This window comes from Streptomyces sp. NPDC044002, from assembly GCF_056434525.1.
In genome coordinates this window covers 27,033-50,206 of record NZ_JBWKEZ010000004.1, presented here as the reverse complement: position 1 = coordinate 50,206, position 23,174 = coordinate 27,033, and the positions used below count along the sequence as shown (strand labels likewise).

Genomic DNA, 23,174 nt, shown 5'->3' with positions numbered 1-23,174 from the left:
GTGGTCCGGTCCCGTCAGCGGTCCTCTCAGTGGTCCTCTCAGTGGTCCTCGACGACCACGGTGGTGGCCTCCAGGACGGTACGGCCGGCCTGGGTGAGGGTCAGGGTGAGGGGGGCCGTGCGCCGGCCCGCGGCGTCCCGTCCCGGCCGGCCGGTCACCGCGGCGCAGCGCAGCGGCAGGTCGGCCTCGGCGTATCCGCGGACGTGGACCTGGAGCGAGGCGAGGGCGCTGCGCCCGGGTTCGAGGCAGTGGCCGCGCCCCACGGCCAGCAGGGACGTCTGGCGCAGGGATTCGAGCAGCGCCGGCGCGGGCACGTGCCCGTCCCGCGCGGCGCTCTCGCCGAGCCAGTGCGGGGGCACGGACACCCCGACGGACAGCCGGCCGTCGCGGGGTCCGGAGGGGCCGTGCAGCAGGACGTTGGCCGGATCGCGGCGTCCCACCTCCTCGGGGTCGACGGGGGCGCCGGCGGCGTCCGGGCGGTCCTGTCCGGCCACCGAGGAGAGCGCGGCCAGCCGGCTGTGCTCGCGGTGGCTGCGGTGCACCATCGGGGCGAGGAAGACCAGGTTGGCGGTGCCCGTGCCGCAGGGCACGTCGTCGATCTCCAGTGCGGTGCGGAACTCCAGCGCGCGCGGCACCCCGTCGATGACCTTGTCGGGGCGGACGCTCATCGTGGTGGCCAGCCGTGCGGGGGCGGCCCCGGGCCGGGTGGTCCACGGTCCGATGTCGCCGACCTCGATGCCCACCCGGTAGAAGATGCCCGTGCGGTTCCCGGGCACGCGGAAGTGGGTGCGGCCGATGAACTCGCCGACCTCGCGGAGCATGTCGGCCGCCGCCACCACGTCGTGGAAGTGCGCCGGGCCGTCGTCGAACAGCGGGTGACCGGACGTCAGGTCGCCCAGCAGGACGAACTCCTCCGCCACGGGCGGCGCGGCGGCACCGCCGTGCCGCTCCCAGGGCTGCGGACGGTGCACCAGGTGCCGTGCGGCGGCCCTGGCGGCAGTCGGTCCCGCGGCGATGACGGCGGTGTCCATGGCTGGCCCTCCCTCCGGCCCCGCCGGGTGCCGGGGCCGCAGGGACCAGGCTGCCGGGGGTCCGGCGGAGGGAACCAGCCGTGGGAGCTGGCAGGTTGCTGTCCGTCAGCTAGTACCCAGCCCGGCGATCTCTCCCGCGATCTCTCCCGCGGCCGCGCCCGAGGGGGAGAAGTCGGCGCCGAGGAGCCCGTAGAGGGCGACGTTGACTCCGGTCTGGAACCTGCTGGTGGACTCCATCTCCTCCATGATCCGGGCGATGTGGCGGCGGCAGGTGCGCACCGACATGCCGAGCCGGCGGGCCACCATCTCGTCCTTGTGGCCCTGCGCCATGAGCCGGATGATCGACCGCTTGAGGTCGTCGGCGATGTCGGTGGCGTCCTCGCCGCCGGGCGTGAACGGCGTGGCCCCGGCCCACATGTGGTCGTAGACCTTGCACAGGAAGGCGACGAGCGTGGGTTCGCGGACCACGATCGCACCCGGGAAGCGGCCCTCCACATGCTGTTCCGGAAGGAACGCCACCTCCCGGTCGTAGACCACCATCCGGTCGATCACCTCGTCGGTGGTGCGCACTTCGGCGCCCTCCCCCGTGATCGCGCGCACGTAGTCGGCGGTCGCGAGGTCGCTGCGCACGGTGTGCTGGTACAGGTGCTTGATGCCGACGCCGCGCCGGAGCCGGTCGAGGGCCTTGGGCCGGGCGGCGTCCATGCGCTTGGCGTTGCGGGACCCTCCCGGCATGGCGGTCAGCACCTCGTTGCGGCAGCGGGCCCCGCATTCGTCCAGCATCGCCTGGAGCACGCCCACGTCGCTGACGACGTCGAACGCCTCCGTCTGATTGCGGCGTCGGCGGTTCTCGAAGTACGCCGGCAGCAGCGCCAGCATCTGGGTCTTCACCCCGGTCACCGACTGCTGCATCTTGCGTATCTCGGCTTCGGTCGGGCCCACCAGGTCCGCCGCCGCCGCGTCCGGGCTCACCGGGACGAGCTCGTCCGGCCGACCGGGCATCGGCCGGAGCAGGCGGAGCGTGGTGAGCGCCTCCTCCACCCGGCCGGCCTCCTGCTCCGTCACCCCCAGAGCGGACGCGATCTCCGCACGGACGAAACGCCCCAGCAGGACGGCGTGCTGATAGGCGGACGCGCTCGCGTCGTCCAACTCGCCGAACTCGGCCCCGTGTAGGGAACTCCCCGACATCCCGTTTGACACCCCCATGTGCTGACAGGACTTGCTGCCAGGCAACTTTACGCCTGCCTTTTTTGCTTGGAGCGGCCGTGTCCGCTGGTCAGGATGTTCCTGCAAGCGAAAGTTGTCGACACGGGGGTTAGACATGAGCAGCGCTTCCATCCGAAATGCCACAACCGCCATCGTTCTCGCGTTCGGCGTGTGGGGAATGGCCTGGACCAATGCCGCCCAGGCGTCCGAGTCCGTTACCAAGATCACTGTCACCGCGCCGAAGAACCTCGCCGATCTGCGCGTGAGCGAGGCGGTCATCAACTGCCCGCAGGACGACGAGTGGCACTCCACCTGCCCGTGAGCGGCAGCCGCCACCCACTTCTTTAGCGGGCCACAAGCGCGCGGGGGCATGATCCGGGGCACGGGCTCCCGGATCCCCCGCCGGTAGAGCCGGACCGCTGGCCCCGTTGGTTTTCGGAAAAGTTTTTCCGAAAACCAACGGGGCTTCGGCGTGAATAGACCGAAGGAATATGCAAAACATACCGTCCGTGGCACTTGCATCCGGCGGTAGTCAGCGGATATTGGCGCTCAACCCGACGACGTGTGCCACTTGGGTCCGGGAATTCATCCCGAGCTTCTTGAAGATCCGGCCCATATACGTCTCCACGGTCTTCACGCTGATGTCCAGACGGGCTGCAATCTGCTGGTTCGTACGCCCTTCTCCCACGAGCCCGGTGACGATGCGCTCCCGCTCGCTGAGCAGGGACAGCCGGCTCGCGTCGGGGGGCCCGCCCGCGTGGGCACCGGTGCGGTGCTCCGCCTCCCGGGCGGCGGCCGCGAGAGCAGGCACTGCGGTCTGTTCCGCGAGCGCGGCCGCCAGTTGGACGCGCGCCCGTGCCCCCTCGGTGTCGCCGGCGGCCAGCGCGGCCTCCGCCAGCCCCAGGGCCAGCAGCCCCGCCAGATGCGCCTGCCCGCACTCCAGTGCCGCCGCCAGGCCCCGCTCGACGTGCCGGCCCGCCCGCTCGGGCTCGCCCAACCCGGTCTCGGCCGCGCCCAGCCAGCGCAGCGCCTCCAGGTGCGCGGCCCGCTCCGGCTCACCGGTCCGCGCCAGCAGCGCGTGCGCCGCGTCCGCCGCCGCCCGGGCCGGCTCGACGTCACCGGCCGCCGCGCAGGCGGCGGCCAGCAGCGCGTACGCGTGCGCCCGCGCCCCGGGATCATCCGCCGGGGCCGTCCGCAGGGCCTGCTCGGCCGCCGCGCGGGCTGCTCCCGGGCCGGCCCCCGCCCCCGGCTCCAGGGCCAGCGCCGCCCGTTCCGCGTCGGCGGCGGGGCCCCCCGGGGGCAGTCCCCCGTCCCCATCAAGCACGGACCGGGCCTGCGCGTGGCGCCCGCTCCAGCGCAGGGCACGGGCCTGCCACACCGCCGTGTCGGTCCGGCCGCCGGGCAGCCGGTCCTCGTGCGAGCGGGGTCCGGTCTCCTCGTAGCCGCGCACCGCCTCCTCCAGCCGGCCCGACAGCGCCAGCGCCTTGTTGAGCAGCAGGCGGACCTCCACCGGTACCGGGCCGGTGGCCATCACCCGGCGCAGGGCGGCGGCGGAGCGCGCGGGCCGGGTGTACAGGCCCTCGCGGGCGCTCAGCGCCAGGGCCCGGACGTCCTCCAGGCCGATCCCGGCGGCGTGTTCGAGGTGCGCGGCCAGGGTCCGGCGGGCCGCGGCGGCCCCGGCGTCCTCGTCCTGCGGGGCCTCCCGCGGACCGGCCGGGTTGCCGGCCCCCGCCCTCAGCGCGTCCAGGGCCCGCCCCAGCGCCGCGCTGCGCCAGCCGGCCCCCGAGGCGTGGTGGACCAGCGCCCGTACCGCCGGACGGGCGAAGCGGAACCGCGTGCCGGTCGCGCCGTCGGGCCGGACCAGCCCCTCGCCGTGCAGTTCGTCCAGCCCGGCCAGCGCCTGCTCCGGCGGCACGCCCGCGGTGCGGGCGAGAGCGGCGGCGGTGAACGGGTCGCCGAGCAGGGCGGCTGCGCACGCGCAGCGCCAGCCGAGCGAGGACAGCGTGTGCAGGTCGATCGAGTCGGGCGCGAGCACCGGCGGTACGCCCGTGACCAGTTCGGCCGTCGCGTGGAAGGACGGGCCGGGCGCGGCGCCCCGGGCCAGGGCGTGCAGCAGCCCCGGCACCCCGGCCGCGTCGCGCAGCACCAACTCGGCCGCGAGCGGCGGCGTCCCGGCCGGCAGCAGGGCGCGGGCGTCTGCCGGTGGCAGCGGGCCCAGGGCGAGGTGGCGCACGCCGGGCGCGTCGTACGGGACGGCCGCCAGGTGGCGGCCCCCCGGCACGGTGCGGTGCGCGAAGACGGTCAGTACGGCGCCCGCCGGCGGGTGCCGTACGAGGTGGTCGAGCAGGTCGAGGACCTCGGGGCCGGCCCGGTGCACGTCGTCCAGGACGAACAGCGTCCCGCGCTCCCCCAGCAGCCCCAGCAGGACGCGCAGGGCACGGACCGCCGCGCCGGGGTCGGGCTCCTCCCCGGCCCCCGGCAGGGTGGCCAGGGCCGGGAGGACGGGCGCCAGCGCGCGCGTGCGCGCCTCGCCGAGCCGCTCGAACAACGTGCCGTCGGCGCGGGCCAGATGGTCGTCCAGGGCGTCGGCCACCACCTGGAAGGGCCTGGTCCGGCCCGCCCTGGGTATCCGCCCGGACGCCACCGTCCACCCCTCCTTGTGCGCGGTCGCGGCCAGTTGCCGCAGCAGCCGGCTCTTGCCGCTCCACGGCTCGCCGGTCAGCCGGACGAACCGGGGCCCCTCTCCGGCCAGCCGCAGCTCGCGGTAGAGGACCGCGAGGTCCCGCGTCCGGGCCGGCGCCAACGGTTGCTGCTGGTCAGGCAACATGATCCCCCTCGTGTGCGCGTTCCCCCTCCGGCAGCCTTGCCGACCCGCGTCCCCGTGCACAGAGCCACGGGACCGTCACTACCTGCATGTCAGCTACTGCGGAGGGCCGCCCGCGCGGCGGCGCCGGGTGTCGGGGTGTTCCCTGACGGGCCGTCCGGGGCGGCCGCCCGGGGACCGCCGCGACCTGCGGAAAAGGGGAGAAGCACCGACTGGTGGGGCCGGCCCGGCGCGGCGACGATCGGGGCATGTCCGCCCGTACACGTCTCGGTTACGCCTCCGGCTCCCTGGTCACCGGAGCCTTCAACACGCTGCCCGGTCTGCTCCTGCTGCCCTACCTCACCGACACCCTCGGCGTCGGCGCCGCCGTGGCGGGGGCCGTCGTCCTGGTGCCCAAGGTCTGGGACGTGCTGCTCACCCCGTACGCGGGGCGGATCAGCGACCGGACCCACGGCCGGTGGGGTCCGCGGCGGGGCCACGTCCTGGGCGGGGGCCTCGGTGTGGCCGCCGCCTTCGCCCTGATGTTCGCGGGGGCCGCGCGCGGGCCGGCGGGGGCGCTGTGGGCCGCCGCGGGCTTCCTGCTGACGGCGACCGCGTTCGCGTTCTTCCAGGTGGCGTACGCCGCCCTGCCCGCCGAGATCGCCACGAGCGCGCGGGACCGGGTGCGGCTGGTGGGGGGCCGGGTGGCCGGCATCGCCGTCGCCGCCCTGGTCGCCGGATCGGCCGCGCCCGCCGTCGTCGAGGCGGGCGGCGGCGGCCTGTCCGGGCACCGCTGGGCCGGGCTGTTCGGCGCCCTCGTCGTGGCCGTCGGGACGCTCGGGGTGTTCTTCGGGACCGCCCGGGCCACCGCGCCCGGCGGGGCGGGCTCCCCGGCGGCCGCCCCGCGGGAGGCGGGGCTGGAGGCGGGGCGGGCGGGTGGCGCCGGGCCGCGCGCCTGGTTCGCCGTGCTCCGCGCCGACGCGCACTTCGCCGCGCTGCTGCGCGGGGCGACGGTCCTCGTCGTCGGCACCGGGGTGCTGCTCGCGGGCTGCCCCTACTACGCCGAACACGTCCTGGAGCGGCCGGGGATGACCGGGGTGCTGGTCGCCGCGTTCGTCCTGCCGAACCTGTTCACCACGGCCCTGTGGTCCCGCGTGGCCGCCCGGTACGGGCACCGGCGGGTGCTCGTCCTGTCCTGCGCCCTGTTCGCCGGGGGCGCCCTGCTGCTGCCGGCCGCGCCGCTCATGCCGGCGTTCTGGGCGCCGGTGGCGCTCCTCGTCGTCGGCACCGGGCACGCGGGGCAGTTGCTGTTCCTGTACGCGATGCTCGCCGAGTGCGCGGCCGGGGACGCCGTCCGCACCGGGCGCAGCCGCGCCGGCGCGATGTCGGGCCTGTTCAGCGCCGGGGAGGCGCTGGGCATGGCCGTCGGGCCGTTCCTGATGGGGCTGGTGCTGCAGGCGTCCGGCTACGTCTCCTCCGACACCGGGCACGCCACCGGCCAGGGTTCCGGCGCCGCTTGGGGCGTCCTGGCGGGGATGGGGCTGCTCCCGGCGCTGGCCGCGGCGGCCGGACTCGTACTGCTGCGCGGCTTCCGGCCCGCGGCCCAGCCGGCCCCCGCCGGCCCGGCGAAGGCGGTGGCGGCGGGGTTCACGCCAGCCGGGGGAAGGCCGCCGGTTCGGGTGTGACGGGTACCGCGCCGCCCCGTTCGCGCAGCAGCTCGACCGGGGCGGCGCCGGCCTCGACGACCGTGCCGATCTCCGCGGCGAACCGCCCGTACGGGTGGGTGCGCAGCGCGGCCAGGACACCGGCCGCGGCGTCCGGCGCGACGAGCAGGCACAGGCAGCTCTCACTGGAGGCGTGCAGCGGGTCGACGGCCATGGCCTCCAGGGCCATCCGGGCCTCGTACTGCACGGGCAGCGCGCTCTCCTCGACGCGCAGGGTGCGGCCCAGTTCGCGGGCGTACGCGTGCAGCGTGGCGGCGAGTCCGCCGCGCGCCACGGTCCGTACGGCCCGGATCCCGTCGCCGGAGGCGGCCGCGCGGGCCCGTTCCAGCAGTCCGGCCAGGGGCGCGCAGCCGCTGGGGACGAGGCTCTCGAAGCCGAGGCCGCGGCGCACCGACAGGATGTGGGCGCCGTGTCCGCCGAGCGGGGCGCTGAGCAGGACGCGGTCCCCGGGGCGGGCGTCGCGGGTGTGCGGCGGGGCGCCGTGGAAGGCGCCGATGCCGGTGGTGTGCAGGTAGACCTGGTCCGCCTCGCCGGCCCGCACGACCCGGACGTCCACGCCGGCGATCACCACGTCGGCCTCGCGGGCGGCGTCGCGCACGGAGCGGGCCAGGCGGTGCAGCCGCTCCAGCGGCAGGCCCGCCTCGACGACCGCCGACAGGGTCAGGGCCAGGGGCCGGGCGCCGGCGGCGGCGAGTTCGTTGACGGTGGCGCACACGGCGACCCGGCCGATGTCGCCGCTGCCGTAGAACGGCGGGTCGACGACGTGGGCGCCGCTCACCACGGCGGGCGGGTGCGGGCCCAGCGGCGGGCAGGTGCCGCGCACCTCCGCGAGGACGTCCTCCAGCAGGGCGCGCAGCTCACCGCCCGGGGGCAGCTCGTCGTCGTGGGCGAGGGCCACCTGGCCGCCGGGGAGGGCGGCCCCGGCGGCCCTCGTCCCCGTCATCCGGTTTCCGGCAGCGTACGGCCGTCGCGGAAGCGGTTGATGGCGTCGAGGTGCCGGTCGCGCATCTCGTGGTCGCGGACGCCCAGGCCCTCCTCGGGGGCGAGGGCGAGGACGCCGACCTTGCCCTGGTGGAGGTTGCGGTGGACGTCGTAGGAGGCCTGGCCGGTCTCCTCCAGCGGGTAGACCTTGGAGAGGGTGGGGTGGATCTTGCCCTTGGTGATGAGGCGGTTGGCCTCCCACGCCTCGCGGTAGTTGGCGAAGTGCGAGCCGACGATCCGCTTGAGGGACATCCACAGGTAGCGGTTGTCGTACTCGTGCATGTAGCCGGAGGTGGAGGCGCAGGTGACGATGGTGCCGCCCTTGCGGGTGACGTAGACGGAGGCGCCGAAGGTCTCGCGGCCCGGGTGCTCGAAGACGATGTCGACGTCCTCGCCGCCGGTCAGCTCGCGGATCCGCTTGCCGAAGCGCTTCCACTCGCGCGGGTCCTGGGTGCGCTCGTCCTTCCAGAACCGGTAGCCCTCGGCGTTGCGGTCGATGACCGCCTCGGCGCCCATGGCCCGGCAGATCTCGGCCTTCTCCGGGCTGGAGACGACGCAGATCGGGTTGGCGCCGCCGGCCAGGGCCAGCTGGGTGGCGTAGGAGCCGAGGCCGCCGCTGGCGCCCCAGATCAGGACGTTGTCGCCCTGCTTCATGCCGGCGCCGTTGCGGGAGACCAGCTGGCGGTAGGCGGTGGAGTTGACCAGGCCGGGGGAGGCGGCCTCCTCCCAGGTGAGGTGGCGCGCCTTGGGCATCAGCTGGTTGGACTTGACGAGGGCGATCTCCGCCAGGCCGCCGAAGTTGGTCTCGAAGCCCCAGATGCGCTGCTCGGGGTCGAGCATCGTGTCGTTGTGGCCGTCGGCCGATTCCAGCTCCACGGACAGACAGTGCGCGACGACCTCGTCGCCGGGGTGCCAGCGGTTGACGCCGGGGCCGGTGCGCAGCACGACGCCCGCGAGGTCGGAGCCGAGGATGTGGTACGGAAGGTCGTGGCGCGCCGCGAGCGGCGACATCCTGCCGTAGCGCTCCAGGAAGCCGAAGGTCGGCAGCGGCTCGAAGATCGAGCTCCAGACGGTGTTGTAGTTGACCGAGGAGGCCATGACGGCCACCAGGGCCTCGCCGGGCCCGAGTTCGGGCAGCGGGACCTGCTCGACGTGCAGGGACTTGCGGGAGTCGCGGTCGCGGGTCGCGATGCCCGCGAACATGTCCGTCTCCGACTTGTGCACGGTCACCGCACGGTACGACTCGGGCAGCGGCAGGGCCACGAAGTCGGCGGCGGTGACAGCGGGAGAACCGCTGCCAGATGCGGTCGACGCGGCGATCGCGTCGAGGATTTCCTTCACAGAGGCCTCCGGCGGTTCGGACATGACGTTCCACTGATACGCACTGCGGCCGGCGAAGTCCCGGGCGCGGCGCATGCAGTGGGGTCCGCACGGGCGGGGTAGGGGTGCCCCGGACTCCGCTCGGAGCGTGCGGCGGGTCCGGGCGGCGGCGTGCAAGCCCGGCTTTAGCCCGGCGCCGGACGCTCGTCGCCGCGCACCGGCCGGTCCGGCGCGTCCGCGACGAAAGGGGCCCTCATGAGCACCCAGGAGGAGATCCGGTACTCGTCCCTGAGGGAACGCACGGCGGAGCTCGCCGTCCTGCGGGAGCAGGTGGTACGGGGTCCGAGCGAGAAGGCGACCGAGGCCCAGCACTCCAAGGGGAAGCTGACCGCCCGCGAACGCCTCGAACTCCTCTTCGACGAGGGGACGTTCACCGAGATCGAAGGGCTGCGCCGGCACCGCGCCACCGGCTTCGGCCTGGAGTACAAGAAGCCGCACACCGACGGCGTGATCACGGGGTGGGGGCTGGTCCACGGCCGGACCGCCTTCGCGTACGCCCACGACTTCCGGATCTTCGGCGGCGCACTGGGCGAGGCCCACGCCCAGAAGATCCACAAGCTGATGGACCTCGCCGAGACCACCGGGGCGCCCCTGGTGGGCCTGTGCGACGGCGCCGGCGCCCGCATCCAGGAGGGCGTCACCGCGCTCGCCGGCTACGGCGGCATCTTCACCCGCAACGTGCGCAGCTCCGGGGTGATCCCGCAGATCTCCGTGGTCATGGGCCCGTGTGCCGGCGGGGCCGCCTACTCCCCGGCGCTGACGGACTTCGTCTTCATGGTGCGCGGGACCTCGCAGATGTTCATCACGGGACCCGACGTGGTCCAGGCGGTCACCGGCGAGGCCGTCACCAGCGAGACCCTCGGCGGGGCCGACAGCCACGCGGGGACCTCCGGCGTCGCGCACTTCGCGTACGACGACGAGGAGAGCGCGCTGGAGGACGTGCGCTACCTGCTGTCGCTGCTGCCCGCCAACAACCGCGAGCTGCCCCCGGCCGGCGACACCGACGACCCGCCCGGCCGGCGCTGCGAGCGCCTGGCCGACCTGGTGCCGTCGCGCCCCCACCAGTCGTACGACATCCGCGAGGTGATCGAGGAGGTCGTCGACCACGGGGAGCACTTCGAGGTCCACGCCGCGTGGGCGCGCAACGTGGTCTGCACCCTGGCCCGGCTCGGCGGGCAGACCGTCGGCATCGTCGCCAACCAGCCCTCCGCGATGGCGGGCGTCCTCGACATCCAGGCGAGCGAGAAGGCCGCGCGGTTCGTGCAGTTCTGCGACGCCTTCAGCATCCCGCTGGTGACGCTGGTCGACGTACCGGGCTTCCTGCCGGGCGTCGGCCAGGAGCACGGCGGGGTGATCCGGCACGGGGCCAAGCTGCTGTACGCGTACTGCAACGCCACCGTGCCGCGGATCTCGCTGATCCTGCGCAAGGCCTACGGCGGCGCGTACATCGTCATGGACTCCCGGTCCATCGGCGCGGACATCGCGCTGGCCTGGCCGTCCAACGAGATCGCCGTGATGGGCGCCGAGGGCGCCGCGAACGTCATCTTCCGCCGCGAGATCGCGGCCTCCGACGATCCCGACGCGGTGCGCCAGATGAAGATCAAGGAATACCAGACCGAGCTCATGCACCCCTACTACGCCGCGGAACGAGGCCTTGTGGACGACGTCATCGACCCCGCCGAGACCAGGTCCCGGCTCATCGACGCGCTGGAGATGCTGCGCGGCAAGCACGCGCCGCGCCCCAGCCGCAAGCACGGGAACCTCCCCCTGTGAGCCCCGCCGAGGCCCAGCTCCAGCAGGCGGCCTTCCACGTGGTCGGCGGGTCCCCGACGCTGGAGGAGGTCGCCGCCATCGCCATGCTGCTCACCGCCCGGATGATGGGCTCCGAGATCGCCCCGCCCGAGCCGCGGCCGTTCCGCGCGCACTGGCCCGCTGCCGACGGGGACTTCCGCGCGCCGGGTGCGTGGGCGTCGTGAGGCGTACGGTTCCTCCGCTTTCAGACCGGTTTTAGACCGGCTTTAGCGGCACACACGATGCTGTGCGGCAGGCAGTGAGGCTGCTGCCTCCGCACCCGGCCGAAGGAGACGACGACCATGACAGTGCAGAGCCCGAACGTCATACTCAGCGGCGGACCCTCGTCCACTGCCGAAGAGCTGGACCGCATCCGCTACGTGGAGGACACCACCGCGAAGGTGAAGGTCCTCAACGGCAACCGCTACGAACACTTCGAGCCCACCGGGGGCACCGTGGTGGACCCGGAGCTCGAACTCGAACTCCTCGTGTACGCCTACAGCGGCCACACCTACATCGCCGAGTAGCCGGAGGGCGGAGGGCGGACCGGCCCGCCGGAAGAAAGTTCCGGCGGGCCGTCACATCCGTGCGGGGCGGCGGGTCATAGGGGTGTCGAAGCAAGCGAGAACGCCCCGAGGAGCCACGATGTCCACCACCGCCACCGTCGTCACCGTCGTCGCCGCCTTCATGGCCGGCTTCTCGGGCGCCTCGATCTTCGCCGGCGCCAGGTTCACCGTCGAGCCGCTGGCCCAGTACGGCGTCCCGCGCGGCTGGTGGAACCTGCTCGCGACCGCCAAGATCGCGGGCGCGCTCGGCCTCCTCGCCGGGTTCTTCGTCCCGGCGGTCGGGATCGCCGCCGCCGTCGGGCTGGTGCTGTACTTCACCGGCGCCGTGATCACGGTCCTGAAGGCCCGCGCCTTCGGCCACGCGGTGTTCCCGATGGTCTACGCCGCCCCCGCCGTCGCCGTCCTCGCCCTGGTCTGAGACCGGGGCGGGAGCGGGGCGGGGAGCGGCGGAAGGTGTCAGGAGCCGTGGGCCGAGAGCGGCATGATGCCGTCGAGGACGGTCTCGCAGGCGGTGTGCAGGTCGGCCGCCAGGTCGCTCTCCCCCTCGGGGCGCTGCACCCAGCGGAAGACGGTCCCGAAGTAGACGTCGCGCAGCAGGAGCCCGGCGAGGCGCGGGTCCACGGAGTCGGGGACCTGGCCGCGCCGGCGGGCTTCGACGACGAAGTCGCCCAGCATGTCGCTGAGGTAGGGCTCCTCCTGGAGGATGTAGCCCGCCTTGACCCAGGCCGTGGTGAGGGCCCGGGTCAGGGCGGGGTCGCTCAGGCTGATGTCGGCCAGGAGACCCATGCACTCCAGGAGCGCACGGCGGGGGTCGGTCTCCGTGGCGGCGGCGAGGCCCTCGCGCAGCACGTCGCGGCGCTTGGCACCCCACTCGGTGATGAGGTCCTCCTTCTTCTGGAAGTGGTTGAAGAAGGTGCCGCGCGCCACGTCGGCCTTCTCGGCGATCTCGTCGACGGTGGTCTGGTCGTAGCCCTGGTCCGCGAAGAGCTCGATGGCGGCGTAGTAGATGCTGTCGCGGACGCGCTGCTTGTTGCGCTCGCGGCGGCCTTGTGGCGGATCCGCGGTGATCTTGCTGCTGGTCATGTGGGGGGCTCCTTCGCGCGAACGCCGGCGCGCGGGACCGCCGGCCTGACTGACCTCGTCAGTGGCGGGAGATGGGCCGCCGCACCGGCGCCTATACCTTTTGTATCACGATCAATTTATGCATCACAGTACAGCTTCCATGGCCGATGACACACCCGGACCTGCGGTGATGGCTCGAATGCTCAGGTCGCCGAGGAGCCTGCGGACCGGAATCTCCCAGTCCAAAGTGGCGATCAGGTCCCGGCTCAGCTGGGTGGCCGTCAGGGAGTCGATGCCGTAGTCGCGCAGCGAACGGCGCACGTCGATGCGGTCGGGGACCATCCCCAGCACCCGCGCCGCGCGGGCGACGAACTGGTCGGTGCGGTCCTCGGTGCGGTCCTCGGTCCGTCTCTCGCGCTCCTCCTGCCCTCCCTCCTCCGGCGTGTACGACTCCTCCGCGGCCGGACCGGTTCCGTACGGCGGCCGCACGGTCGCGGGGCGCGGCCGCCGTGGCTCGATCCCGAGGGCGGAGCGCAGCCGGGTCGACACGGAGGGGGCCGCTCCGATCCGGCGCACGAGGATGTCGTGGAACTCGGCGAGCACCCGGCCGTCCGGGCAGAGGACGTGGACGGCGGCCCGGGCCGCGTCCCCGCGCAGGAGCGGGGTGACGGTGGCGTGGACCCAGAACTCCTCGGTGAGGCCGGCGTGGAACCGGACCCGTCCGAAGGACTCGGCGGTGTAGGGGCGGTGGTCGCCGGGGGTGTGGGGCAGGGCGGCGAGCAGCGGGAGGAAGCAGGCCTCCCAGGCCCCCTGTTCGGGTACGCCGGGGCCGGGCCGGGACATCTGGGCGATGGCCTCGCCGCCGCGCAGCCACAGGTGGCGCAGGGTGCGCAGGGCGGGCAGGACCTCGTACCCGCGGCGGGCGGCGCCGGCGAGGAACTCCCGGGGCGTCAGGTGGCGGCGGCAGCGGGCGAGGGCGGCGTCGAAGTCGGCCGGGCGGTAGCGGGAGGGCTCGGCGGGGGCGGTGTCGACGTCGGCGCGCAGGCACGGCAGGGGCGAGGGGCCGGCGGTGTCGACGCGGGCGGCGAAGGAGCCGTGCCGGGCGGGGTCGAGCCGGATCCGCACGGTTTGGGTGCCGCCCTCGGCGGGGGCTTCGACGAGTTCCTCGCCGACGAGGGCGCGGGTGATGGTGACGGTCTCGGCGCGGGCGGCGGTGCGGGCCAGCTCGTGGACGTGGGCGAGGTGGGCGACCGGGGGGACGGGGGTCAGGCCGCGCAGCCGGATCCCGGCGATCCGGTGGTCGTACGCGATCTCCGCGGTGTGGCTGCGGCCGGCGGGGGCGCCGGAGGGCGTGACGGCCTGGGGGCGGCGCAGGGGTTCGGCCTCCCAGGGGTAGGCGGGGAGCGGGGCGGGGCGTGCGCCGCCGCGGAACCAGCGCTCCCAGTGGACGGTGCCGCCGAGGGTGAAGTAGGCCCCGAGGGACCGGGCGAGGGTCAGTGCCTCGTCCTCGGGGGCGCGGCGGCTGGTGGAGGTGACGACGGCGGCGGGGGCGCCCAGTTCCCCGAGGGTCTCCTCGACGGCGCCGCTCAGCAGGGGGTGGGGGCTGATCTCGACGAAGACGTTCTCGCCCTCCTTGGCCAGGTGGCGGACGGAGTCGGCGAAGCGGACCGGGCGGCGGAGGTTGTCCGCCCAGTAGCCGGCGTCGAGTTCCCCGCCGTCGAGGTAGGCGGTGCGGACGGTGGAGTGCATCGGGGTGCCGGCCGGGCGGGGGGTGAGGTGGGCGAGCAGCCGGAGCAGGTCCTCGCGCAGGGGGTCCATGGCCGGGCAGTGGGAGGCGACGTTGGTCCGCACGAGGCGGTGGAAGACGCCCTGCTGCTCCAGGCGGCCGGCGATCCGGCGCAGGGCGGCGCGGTCGCCGGCCAGCACGGTGCTGGTGGGGGCGTTCTCGGCGGCCACGCAGACGTCCGGCTCGTCGGCGATGAGGTCCTGGGCCCGCTGGGGCAGGAGTTCCACGGCCAGCATGGCGTTCCGGCCGGCGGTGCGCTGGAGGAGGGCGCTGCGGCGGCAGATGACGGCGGCGGCGTCGGCGAGGGAGAGGGCTCCGGTGGTGGCGGCGGCCGCCGGTTCGCCCATGCTGTGGCCGACGCAGACCTCGGGGTCGACGCCCATGTCGCGCCAGTGCGCGGCGAGTGCCGTCTGGACGGACCACAGCAGCGGCTGGAGCGTGTCGACCCGTTCGGGGAAGTCGGGGGTGTCGGGGGCCGCGGCCACGAGCTCGCGTACGGACCGGCCCGTTTCGGCTCGGACGGCCCTGTCACAGGCGTCCAGGGCGGCGCGGAAGGCCGGTGAGGAGGCCAGCAGCGAGCGGCCCATGCCGGGCCACTGAGCGCCCTGGCCGGGGAAGACGAACACGGGGCGGCGGGGGCCCGCGAAGCCCGCTTCGCCGGTGCCGCCGGCCGGGGTGGGGCGGTCCTCGGCGAGGGCCCGCAGGGCGAGGGCGAGTTCGTCGTGGTCGGCGCCGGTCGCCCAGAGGCGGTGGGGGTGGGCGTCGCGGCGCAGGGCGGCGGTGGCGCAGAGGTCCCACAGGGGGTGGTCGCGGCCGGCTCCGCCGGGGGCGAGGTGGGCGGCGTGGGCGAGGGCCAGGCGGCGCAGGGCGGCGGGCGAGTGCGCGCTGAGGACCAGCAGGTGGGTGGGGCGGTCCGGGGGCAGTTCGGCGGGGCCGTGCGGGGGTTCGGCGGGCCGGGGCACGGGCGAGGCGACGACGACGTGGGCGTTGGTGCCGGAGAGGCCGAAGGAGCTGACGCCGGCGACGACGGGGGCGGCCCCTTCTCCGGCGGCGGACGGATCCCCGGCGGCGGACTCGTTGGCGGGCTCGTTGGCGGGCTCGTTGGCGGGCTCGTTGGCGGTCACGAGCCGCAGCGGGGCGTCGGGCCCTTCGAGCAGCGGGTGGGGGCTGCTCGCGTGCAGCGAGGCGGGGACGATGCCGTGCCGGACGATGAGCACGGTCTTGACGAGGCCGGCGATGCCCGCGGCGGCTTCGGCGTGCCCGATGTTGGTCTTGACCGAGCCGATCCGCAGCGGCCGGCCGGCGGGGCGGTGCCCGCGTACGGCCTCGGCGAGCGCGAGGAGTTCGACCTCGTCGCCGGTGGGGGTGCCGGTGCCGTGGGCCTCCACGTAGGCCAGCCGGGCGGGGTCCGCCCCGGCGCTGCGCCAGGCGTTCCGGATCATCGCGGTCTGGCCCTGGACGGCGGGGCGGATCAGGGACCCGCTGGCCCGGCCGTCGTTGGTGACGGCGCTGCCGGGGAGCAGGGCGAGGACCGGGTCGCCGGCCGCGAGGGCGTCGCGCAGCCGCTTGAGGACGACGACGGCGACGCCCTCGCTGCGCACGAAGCCGTCGGCGGCGGTGTCGCCGAACCGGCAGCGGCCGGCGGGCGAGAGCATCGCGGCCTGCGAGTAGGCGACGGCCTCGTGGGGGGACAGGATGACGTTGGCCCCGCCGGCGACGGCGAGGTCGCTCTCGCCGCTCAGCAGGCTCTGGCGGGCCATGTGCACGGCCACCAGGGACGAGGAGCAGGCGGCGTCGAGGGTGACGCTGGGGCCGCGCAGGTCGAGGTCGTAGGAGATGCGGCCGGCGGCCATCGCGCGTACGCCGCTGCCCGCGACCTCCCGGAGGGTGTGGGCGCCGAGGTCCTCGCCGCGGGTGTACTCGGCGGTGGCCTGGCCGATGAACACCCCGGCCTGGGTGCCGGCGAGCGACGAGGGCCGGATGCCCGCCTCGTCCAGCGCCTCGCGTAAGACGAGCAGCAGGAGCCGGTGCTGGGGGTCCATGGCGGCGGCGTCGGCGGGGGAGATCCCGAAGAACTCCGTGTCGAAGCCGAAGGGGTCGTCCAGGAAGCCGCCGTAGCGGGAGTCGGTCTTTCCGGGGACGCCCGGCTCGGGCGCGTAGTGCGCGTCGATGTCGAAGCGGTCCGCCGGTACGGCGGTCACCGAGTCGGTGCCCGCGACCAGGTTGTCCCAGAACTGCCCGATGCTGTTGGCCTGGGGGAACCTGCATCCCATGCCGACGACCGCGACGGTCGTCTCTTCGTTCCACGCTGCCACGAGAGCCCCCTCGATGGGTGTGAGTGCGCGGGAGCCGCCTCCCCGCAGCTCCACCGCGCCTCGATCGTAGTTCAAGTCTGTACCCCGGAACAATGATGGATTGGGGGCCATATCCGGATTCCGCCCGTCCGCAATCATTCCGCTTCCCAAACCCGTTGGGCTGTAGTAGAAAGTTAGACCCAAGCCCAAGAATGAACTCCAGTCGGACCTGTGAGCGAGAAGGGGTGGACTCCATTGACTCCGCGAATGTCACAGCACACGGCGTTACCAGGGACAGGCGCAGAGGCAGGGCCAGGAGCAGGAGCAGGAGCACCGGACGGTCCCGCCGGCGGACCCGGCGGACCCGGCGTGCCGGACGCCCCGGAGGGCCCCGGCGAACTGCCGGACCTGCTCCGCCGGGCGGTACGGATCCCCGCGCTCCGGGCGAAGTACTCCCCTCTCCCCGCCACCGGTCCGGTCCGCCTGACGGACCTTCCGGTACTGACCCGGCAGGAGCTGGCGCAGGCGACCGGGGAGGTCCTCGCCTCCGGGACCCAGGCGGCCTCCTCGCTGGTCTGGGCGGACGGCGGCACGGTCCGCGCGCCCGCGCTGAGCCTGCTGCCCGACGACATGTTCGCCGGGCGGGTGCACGACGCGTGGAGCCCGCTGGGCCCCTCCGACGTGCTGGTGAACCTGCACTCCTGCGAACGCCTGCGCCCCGACCACCACTTCTTCAACCGGTTCGCCGCCGCCTCGGGCGCCTCCTGCCTGCCGCTCGGCCCGCTGCCGGACGGCGCGCAGGACGCGTGGCTGGACTTCTTCGCCCGTACCGGGGTGACCGCCCTGAGCGCCCCGCCCGAGGCGGTCGCCCGGCTCGCGGGCGCCGCCGGCGCGGGACGGCCGCTGCCCTGGCTGCGCACCCTGCTGCTGGGCGGGACCCTGCACGACACCACGTCCGACGCCCTGCTCGCCGACCGCTTCCCGTACACCCGGGTCTGGCGCCTGTACGGGTCCCCGGCCACCGGGGTCGTGGCGCGGCACGGGCCGCACTGCCTGGCCGGGCTGTACCACCCGCTGCCGCACCAGCTGGTCGAGGTCGTCGACGGGCAGGTGCTGGTCACCACCCTCGACGCCCGCCGCGACCCGCCGCTGATCCGGTACGCGACGCAGGAGCGCGGCGAGTACGCGTACTGCGTCTGCGGTGCCGAGGGGCCGGCCGTCCGGCTGTTCGGTCCCGCCGACCCGTACTTCCGCCTGCACGGGCGGGCGGTCTCGGCCCGGGAACTGGTCGATTCCGCGCTGGCCACCGGCGAGGTGACGGCCGCCCAGGTGGCCGTGAGCCGGGGGCAGCGGGTGCGGCTGCGGGTGGTGCTGGCCCCCGGGGTGCCGGACGACCACTACACCCACGACTGGATCAGGTACCAGGTGCTGGAGAGCCGGCTCAGCCTGCCCTCCTTCGTCCTGGACCAGCCCGAGGTCTTCGACGTGGTCGCGGTGGACCGCCTGGACGGGGCCCCGCTCCTGGCAGCCGATGAGTTCTGACCCGCCGGCGCCGCCCGAACCGCCGCACCGCACACCCGATCACGAGCCGTACGAGGAAACACCACCAGGTACGAGAGGAACTTCCATGTCCGACCAGTCCCACACCCTCCCTTCCCCCCGGGGCTCCGCCGAGCAGGCCGAGGACGAGATCCTGATCGCCGTGCGCGCGGTGGCCCCCGAGATGGACGAGATGATCCGGGCCGAGCCGCTCCCCGAGGGCTGGCTGCCGGGCTGGGACGTCGCCGGGGTCGTCCTCAAGGCCGCCCCCGAGGGGTTCAGCCCGCAGCCCGGCGACCGGGTGGTGGGCGTGGCCACGGGTACCGAGTGGGGTCCGTACACGACCCTGCCCTCCGAGTACGCCGTGGTCCTGCCCGACCACGTGAGCTTCGAGCAGGCCGCCGCGCTGCGGGTGGCGGTGCTGACCGCGCTGCGCCTGGTGCGCGGCGCCGGTCCGGTGGCCGGCCGCCGGGTGCTGGTCACCGGCGCGGGCCGGGGCATCGGCCGGCTGCTGGTGGAGCTGGCAGCCGCGCTGGGCGGCGAGGTGACCGCCGTGGTGCGGGACGCGGGCGAGGCCGCGCAGGCGGCCCGGCTGGGTGCCCGTCAGGTGGTCACGGCGGACGCGGTGCCGGGGGCCTCCGAGGGCTCCTTCGACGTCGTGTACGAGGCCGCCGCGGGCGATCTGATCGCGGCCGGGCGGGGGCTGACCGCCGACGGCGCGACGGTGTTCCTGTACGAGAGCTTCGCCCCGCACGGCGCCGACATCGGCTTCTTCCGGTTCTTCGGCGGACCCGAGCAGGCGGGGCTGCGGCACTTCGTCTTCCGTACCGCGACGCCCGAGGACCGCGAACTGGCGCAGCTGCTGGACCTGCTGACCACGGGCGAGCTCTCCCTCGGCCGTCCCGCCGCGGTCGCGGACCGGCGGATCAGCGCCTAGCGGGCGCCCCCGGAGCCCCCCGGAGCCCCCCGGAGCCCTCCCCCCGCGACCGTGCGGCGGGAGGGCTCCGGGCCGTCCGGACGAGGGACGGTCGAGCGCCGGTGGAGGGGCTGCTCGGGGCCGCGGTTCCTGGGTAGGCCCGGGGGATGAGCAACGTACGCCCCGACAAGGGATACACGCGGGACAGCCGGTACATCACCACCCGGATCACCGCCGACGGACGCGACGGCTTCCCGGTGGAGCCCGGCCGTTACCGCCTCGTGGTGAGCCGCGCCTGCCCCTGGGCGCACCGCGCGACGATCGTCCGCCGGCTCCTCGGGCTGGAGAAGGCCCTGCCGCTGGCCGTCGCCGGGCCGACGCACGACAAGCGCAGCTGGACCTTCGACCTCGACCCGGAGGGCCGCGACCCGGTGCTCGGGATAGAACGCCTGCAGGAGGCCTACTTCGCCCGCTTCCCCGACTACGACCGGGGCATCACCGTGCCCGCGATCGTGGACGTGCCGAGCGGCGAGGTGGTCACCAACGACTACGCGCAGATCACCCTCGACATGTCGCTGGAGTGGGCGGCGTACCACCGCGAGGGCGCGCCGGAGCTGTACCCGGCGGCGCTGCGGGCGGAGATCGACGCGGTCAACGAGGAGATCTACACGGACGTGAACAACGGCGTCTACCGCGCCGGGTTCGCCAAGTCCCAGGAGGCGTACGAGGAGGCGTACGGGGCGCTCTTCGACCGTCTCGACCGGTTCTCGGAGCGGCTGGCGGGGTCCCGGTACCTGGTCGGCGACACGATCACCGAGGCGGACATCCGGCTGTTCACCTCGCTGGTGCGCTTCGACGCCGTCTACCACGGCCACTTCAAGTGCAACCGGCAGCGGCTCTCGGACATGCCGGTGCTGTGGGCGTACGCCCGGGACCTGTTCCAGACGCCCGGCTTCGGGGACACGGTCGACTTCGACCACATCAAGCAGCACTTCTACGTCGTGCACAGCCACATCAACCCGTCCGGGATCGTGCCGGCCGGCCCCGACCCGTCGGGCTGGCTGGAGCCGCACGGCCGGGAGGCGCTGGGCGGCCGCCCGTTCGGGGACGGCACCCCGCCCGGACCGCCGCTCGCGGAGGAGGCCGTCCCGCCGCTGGGCTGAAGCGGCCGGCCGGGCAGCGTACGTACGGAGGGGGCGGTCCCGCGGCCGCCCCCTCGCCGCTGTCCGCGGGGTGTCAGTCCCGCGCGGCCGGGCCCAGCCATGCAGTGAGTTCCTCCAGCAGCCGCCCGGTGTCGCGCTCGTGGCCGTGCGCGGCGATGTGCCCGTCGGGCCGGATCAGGTAGTAGCCGGCCCGGCCGCAGCCGGTCGGGCGGCGGGCGGATCCGGCGGCGAGGTCGACGGCGCGCACCTGGGGCCAGGGGGCCGCGAGGGCCCGGAGCTGGGTGCGCCAGGCGGCGGCGGTGCCCCGGCAGACGACGGCGAGGGTCCAGCCCGGCGGCTGTGCGCCCGGGCCGGCGATGCCGTGGGCGAGGGCCAGTTCGCGCGGGAAGACGGCGCCCACCTCCAGCGCTCCGGGCAGTTTCGCGCGGGCGGCGCAGCCGCCGCGGCCGGCCGGCAGCTGGGTGGGGCGCCGGGCGGGGTAGGAGAGGCGGCGGCCGGCCATGACGGGGGCGTAGAGCCGGAAGGCGCCGGTGCGTTCGGCGGCGCGGAAGGCGGCGTCGCGGGCGGCGACGGCGAGCCGGCCGCGGACCAGCCAGCCGCGGGTCTGGATGTCGGTGTCGCGGACCACCCGGCGGACCACGGCGGAGCGTTCGGCCCCGTAGTCCCGGAGCAGGGCGGCCGGGGCCTCGCCGCGGACGACGGCGGCGATCTTCCAGGCGAGGTTGTGGGCGTCCTGCATCCCGGTGTTCATGCCCTGGCCGCCGGCCGGGCTGTGCACGTGGGCGGCGTCGCCGGCGATGAAGACGCGGCCGAGCTGGTAGGTGCCCGCGTGCCGGGCGTGGATGCGGAAGACGGTCTCCCAGAGGGGTTCGACGAGGCGGACGCCGCGCGGGCCGCGCTCGTCGACGATCTGCTGCATCCGTTCCAGGCCGGCGCTCTCGCCGGGGGCGAGGCTGGAGAAGAACCGGTAGACCCCGTCGGGGAGGGCGACGATGACGAGGGCGCCGGCGGGCGACTGGTAGTAGAGGGCCTGGTCGGGCGGGAGGGTGCCCTCGATCCGGGCGTCGACGAGGGCGAAGGCGCTCTCGTAGGTGCTGCCTTCGAATCCGCTGCCGAGCTGGGCGCGGACCGCGCTGGAGGCTCCGTCGGTGCCGATGACGAAGGGGGCGCGGGTGCGCTCGACGCGGCCGTCGGCGTGTTCCAGTACGGCGGTGACGGGGCCGGTCCCGTCGATGCGGCCGGCGAAGTCGAGGTCCTCCAGGGTGAGCAGGCGTACGCCGTGCTCGACCTTGCCGCCGAGGGCGTGCATGCGGCGGCGCAGGATCTCCTCGGTCTCGTTCTGCGGGAGGCAGAGGGGGGCGAGGTGCTGGGGGAAGTCGAAGGTGGCCAGGCGCGTGCGGTCGGAGAAGTAGCTGAACGCGTTGATCTGGAGGGCGGCCGCGCGCAGGTCGTCCAGGATGCCGAGGTCCTCGAAGAGGTCGAGGCTGCGCGGCCACACCAGCAGGGCCTTGGGGAGCGGTGAGGGCTCGGGGGCGCGGTCGATGACGCGTACGCGCACGCCGCGGCGCAGGAGTTCGCAGGCGGCCGTCATCCCGGTCGGTCCGGCGCCGACGACCAGCACGTCGTAGGGCTCGGGCTCCGGGGGCGGGGTGGTGGACATGAACGCTCCTCCATCTCATTGACGACTACTATCAGATGTCTTATGGTTCATCGCAATCTTATACACCGATCGCAGGAGAAGAGAAGATGCGCTACCGCTACCTGGGCGACACCGGCCTGTCCGTGTCCGAACTGTGCTTCGGCGCCATGACCTTCGGCGGCGCGGCGAGCTTCCTGGGGGCCGAGGACCGCAACTGGTCCGAGTTCGGCACCGTCGACGACTCCAACGTGCTGGCGATGATGGACCAGGCCCTCGACGCCGGCATCAACTTCTTCGACACCGCGGACGTCTACAAGAACGGCATGGGCGAGGAGTTCTTCGGCCGCACCCTGAAGAAGGTCCGCGACCGCGTCGTCATCGGCACCAAGGGCCGCTGGCGCATCACCGACGACCCGAACGACGTCGGCGCCACCCGCCACCACCTGATCGCGGCGGTCGAGGCCAGCCTGCGGCGGCTGGACACCGACTACATCGACCTCTACCACATCCACGGCTTCGACCCGCGGACCTCGCTGGACGAGACCCTGCGCGTCCTCGACGACCTGGTCCGCTCCGGCAAGGTCCGCTACATCGGCGTCTCCAACTTCGCCGGCTGGCAGCTGATGAAGGCCCTGTCGGTCTCCGAGCGCCGCAACCTGAACCGCTTCGTCTGCTACCAGGGCTACTACAACATCGCCGCCCGCGACCTGGAGCGCGAGATCATCCCGCTCGCCGTCGACCAGAACGTCGGCATCACCGCCTGGTCGCCGCTGGCCGGGGGCTTCCTCACCGGCAAGTACCGCCGGGGCGAGGGCCGTCCCGAGGGCAGCCGGCTCTCGCAGCGCACGGCCGCCGAGTCGGCGCCGCTGACCGACCCCGACCAGGCGTACGACATCGTCGACGCGATGGCCCGGATCGCGGAGGACCGCGGGGCGACCGTGGCGCAGGTCGCGCTCAACTGGGTGCTGGCCAAGCCCGCGATCGCCTCGGCCGTGGTCGGCGCGACCAAGCCGCACCAGCTCGCGGACAACCTCCGGGCGATGGAGTGGTCCCTCACCGAGGACGAGCTCGCCCTCCTCGACAAGGTCAGCGAGACCCCGGCGCCCTACCCGTACTGGCACATCGGCACGGTCGGCGCCGACCGCAAGCTGCCGGGCGACGTCTACCCGGCCTGAAGCCGCCGCCCCGCCGCCTCCCCCGCCGGCGGGACCGGCGCGGGGGGGGGGGGGGGGGGGGGGGGGGGGGATGGGCGAGAACAGCCATCCCCCCCCGACCCCCACCCCGCAAAAAACA

The 23,174-nt window shown here is 74.4% G+C and carries 18 protein-coding genes; 10 read left to right on the top strand and 8 right to left on the bottom strand.

Annotated features, from left to right (window positions below):
- Window positions 1-38: 38 nt before the first annotated feature.
- Both AC07A6_RS04545 and AC07A6_RS04540 read right to left on the bottom strand, forming a co-directional pair.
- Complete coding sequence (locus tag AC07A6_RS04545) at window positions 39-1,031, bottom strand: AfsA-related hotdog domain-containing protein (RefSeq protein WP_386272177.1); 993 nt, start codon at window positions 1,029-1,031, stop codon at window positions 39-41.
- Window positions 1,032-1,136: 105 nt separating this feature from the next.
- Window positions 1,137-2,219: a helix-turn-helix transcriptional regulator gene (locus AC07A6_RS04540; RefSeq protein WP_478776051.1), complete on the bottom strand. Its 1,083-nt coding sequence runs from the start codon at window positions 2,217-2,219 to the stop codon at window positions 1,137-1,139.
- A 133-nt stretch (window positions 2,220-2,352) separates the two neighbouring features.
- Here AC07A6_RS04540 and AC07A6_RS04535 point away from each other — a divergent pair, with 133 nt between their 5' ends.
- Window positions 2,353-2,559, top strand: coding sequence for a hypothetical protein (locus AC07A6_RS04535; protein WP_362461343.1), 207 nt, complete (start codon window positions 2,353-2,355; stop codon window positions 2,557-2,559).
- Window positions 2,560-2,769: 210 nt separating this feature from the next.
- Here AC07A6_RS04535 and AC07A6_RS04530 read toward each other — a convergent pair whose 3' ends face one another.
- Window positions 2,770-5,064 (bottom strand): helix-turn-helix transcriptional regulator, encoded by a 2,295-nt coding sequence (locus AC07A6_RS04530; protein ID WP_478776050.1) that lies wholly within the window; start codon window positions 5,062-5,064, stop codon window positions 2,770-2,772.
- Between the two features lie 245 nt (window positions 5,065-5,309).
- On the opposite strand from AC07A6_RS04530, the gene AC07A6_RS04525 reads away from it, so the two are divergent.
- Window positions 5,310-6,725, top strand: a complete 1,416-nt coding sequence (locus tag AC07A6_RS04525; RefSeq protein ID WP_478776049.1) for an MFS transporter — start codon at window positions 5,310-5,312, stop codon at window positions 6,723-6,725.
- Here the strand turns inward: AC07A6_RS04525 and AC07A6_RS04520 are convergent.
- Together AC07A6_RS04520 and ccrA are read right to left on the bottom strand one after the other, a co-directional pair.
- Window positions 6,688-7,707, bottom strand: coding sequence for an AIR synthase-related protein (locus AC07A6_RS04520; protein WP_478776048.1), 1,020 nt, complete (start codon window positions 7,705-7,707; stop codon window positions 6,688-6,690). The genes AC07A6_RS04525 and AC07A6_RS04520 overlap by 38 nt on opposite strands.
- Window positions 7,704-9,086 carry a crotonyl-CoA carboxylase/reductase gene (ccrA, locus tag AC07A6_RS04515; protein WP_478776110.1) on the bottom strand — a complete coding sequence of 461 codons (1,383 nt, stop codon included), beginning with the start codon at window positions 9,084-9,086 and terminating at the stop codon, window positions 7,704-7,706. Before ccrA ends, AC07A6_RS04520 begins: the two co-directional genes overlap by 4 nt.
- 234 nt (window positions 9,087-9,320) lie before the next feature.
- Between ccrA and AC07A6_RS04510 the strand changes: the two genes are divergently transcribed.
- The 4 genes from AC07A6_RS04510 (at window position 9,321) to AC07A6_RS04495 (ending at window position 11,900) form a co-directional block, all read left to right on the top strand.
- Window positions 9,321-10,898 (top strand): acyl-CoA carboxylase subunit beta, encoded by a 1,578-nt coding sequence (locus AC07A6_RS04510; protein ID WP_362461331.1) that lies wholly within the window; start codon window positions 9,321-9,323, stop codon window positions 10,896-10,898.
- Window positions 10,895-11,101, top strand: a complete 207-nt coding sequence (locus AC07A6_RS04505) for an acyl-CoA carboxylase epsilon subunit (protein WP_362461329.1) — start codon at window positions 10,895-10,897, stop codon at window positions 11,099-11,101. The genes AC07A6_RS04510 and AC07A6_RS04505 overlap by 4 nt, the downstream gene beginning before the upstream one ends.
- 117 nt (window positions 11,102-11,218) lie before the next feature.
- Complete coding sequence (locus AC07A6_RS04500; RefSeq protein WP_362461326.1) at window positions 11,219-11,443, top strand: DUF5988 family protein; 225 nt, start codon at window positions 11,219-11,221, stop codon at window positions 11,441-11,443.
- 118 nt (window positions 11,444-11,561) lie between these two features.
- The gene (locus AC07A6_RS04495; RefSeq protein ID WP_362461323.1) at window positions 11,562-11,900 is read left to right on the top strand and encodes a DoxX family protein; all 339 of its coding nucleotides are present in this window, start codon (window positions 11,562-11,564) and stop codon (window positions 11,898-11,900) included.
- 38 nt (window positions 11,901-11,938) lie between these two features.
- Here the strand turns inward: AC07A6_RS04495 and AC07A6_RS04490 are convergent, their stop codons facing one another.
- Together AC07A6_RS04490 and AC07A6_RS04485 are read right to left on the bottom strand one after the other, a co-directional pair.
- Window positions 11,939-12,565, bottom strand: a complete 627-nt coding sequence (locus AC07A6_RS04490) for a TetR/AcrR family transcriptional regulator (protein ID WP_478776047.1) — start codon at window positions 12,563-12,565, stop codon at window positions 11,939-11,941.
- 123 nt (window positions 12,566-12,688) lie between these two features.
- A complete protein-coding gene (locus AC07A6_RS04485) occupies window positions 12,689-16,645 on the bottom strand; it encodes a type I polyketide synthase (protein ID WP_478776046.1) in 3,957 nt (1,318 codons plus the stop codon).
- A gap of 348 nt (window positions 16,646-16,993) precedes the next feature.
- Between AC07A6_RS04485 and AC07A6_RS04480 the strand changes: the two genes are divergently transcribed.
- From AC07A6_RS04480 to AC07A6_RS04470, 3 genes are all read left to right on the top strand, one after another.
- Window positions 16,994-18,166 (top strand): hypothetical protein, encoded by a 1,173-nt coding sequence (locus AC07A6_RS04480; protein ID WP_478776045.1) that lies wholly within the window; start codon window positions 16,994-16,996, stop codon window positions 18,164-18,166.
- 85 nt (window positions 18,167-18,251) lie between these two features.
- Entirely contained in the window at window positions 18,252-19,100 is an 849-nt protein-coding gene (locus AC07A6_RS04475) for an MDR/zinc-dependent alcohol dehydrogenase-like family protein (protein WP_478776044.1), read from the top strand.
- 146 nt (window positions 19,101-19,246) lie between these two features.
- Complete coding sequence (locus tag AC07A6_RS04470; RefSeq protein WP_478776043.1) at window positions 19,247-20,242, top strand: glutathione S-transferase family protein; 996 nt, start codon at window positions 19,247-19,249, stop codon at window positions 20,240-20,242.
- A gap of 73 nt (window positions 20,243-20,315) precedes the next feature.
- On the opposite strand, the gene AC07A6_RS04465 is transcribed toward AC07A6_RS04470, so the two are convergent.
- Window positions 20,316-21,902 (bottom strand): FAD-dependent monooxygenase, encoded by a 1,587-nt coding sequence (locus tag AC07A6_RS04465; protein WP_478776042.1) that lies wholly within the window; start codon window positions 21,900-21,902, stop codon window positions 20,316-20,318.
- An 86-nt stretch (window positions 21,903-21,988) separates the two neighbouring features.
- Between AC07A6_RS04465 and AC07A6_RS04460 the strand changes: the two genes are divergently transcribed.
- Window positions 21,989-23,056, top strand: coding sequence for an aldo/keto reductase (locus AC07A6_RS04460; protein WP_478776041.1), 1,068 nt, complete (start codon window positions 21,989-21,991; stop codon window positions 23,054-23,056).
- Window positions 23,057-23,174 lie beyond the last annotated feature (118 nt).